This is a genomic window from Acidiplasma aeolicum (genome assembly GCF_001402945.1).
In the GTDB taxonomy this organism is placed as follows: domain Archaea; phylum Thermoplasmatota; class Thermoplasmata; order Thermoplasmatales; family Thermoplasmataceae; genus Acidiplasma; species Acidiplasma aeolicum.
Genome location: NZ_LKBG01000168.1, coordinates 1 through 931 on the forward strand (window position 1 = coordinate 1; position 931 = coordinate 931).

Sequence of the window (931 nt, forward strand, 5' to 3'; positions counted from 1 at the left end):
GTGATAGACAAGGACCTGAGCTCATCGCTGCTGGCAACATCCATCGGTGCGTCTGAATTTATTATAATAACAGATGTTGACAATGTTTATTTAGATTACAGAAATAAAAAAGGGAAAATCAATAGAATAAAATATGCTGAAATGCTTGATTATTATAATAAAATCAACTTTGAGGAGGGTACTATTAAGCCCAAAATTCTGGCATCCTTAAGGTTTATTGAAAACGGTGGAACCCGCGTTTATATAACATCAATAAAAAACATCGGTTCAATTGATACCGGAACAGTAATTGAAAAATAATAAAAATTTTTAAAATTCTTTATAGGCATATGCCATGTTTGTATTTGAGTATGCAATGTATTCATCATCTGTTATGGCTATAATTCCACAGCTTGTTTTAAATGAATTCACCTCGTTTTTAACAATATTTTCAAGCGAATCCGTTTTTATTTTTGAGTAAATTTTATAGCTCAATAATTTTTTTGCTATTTCCTCTCCAATGCCGGTTGCAACAACTGCACCATTAGGTCCGGAATATATGCCAGCACCTATTAATGGGGAATCACCAACCCTCCCACGGAGCATTGGAAACGATCCACCTGTTGAAACTGCAGCGGCAAATTTGTTGTTTATCCTTGCAACTGCACCAACAGTATCACCAGATTTTTTACGGTTAAATATAGCAGGGACATTCCCATTAAAGGACTCAGAATAAAATTTCCTTATCATATTTCTTGATTTCTCTGTATGCGGGTCATAATAATCATAGCCCATTAACCTTGCGAATTTTACGGCACCGTCACCTGACAATATTATATGCGGCGAGTTAAGCATAACATCCCGTGCAACAAGAACAGGGTTTTTTACATTTTCTATGCATATTACAGATCCAAAATTACCATCAGACATGACAGCAGCATCCATCTGTATG

General features: G+C 35.4%; 2 protein-coding genes. One reads left to right on the forward strand and one right to left on the reverse strand.

Annotated features, from left to right (window positions below; all coding sequences use genetic code 11):
* A partial coding sequence (locus AOG54_RS04095; RefSeq protein WP_449222427.1) for an amino acid kinase family protein occupies window positions 1–300 on the forward strand: 300 nt, incomplete at its 5' end.
* A gap of 9 nt (window positions 301–309) precedes the next feature.
* On the opposite strand, the gene AOG54_RS04100 is transcribed toward AOG54_RS04095, so the two are convergent.
* Window positions 310–931 (reverse strand): isoaspartyl peptidase/L-asparaginase (locus AOG54_RS04100; RefSeq protein ID WP_084795490.1); only part of this gene is annotated, 622 nt, incomplete at its 5' end.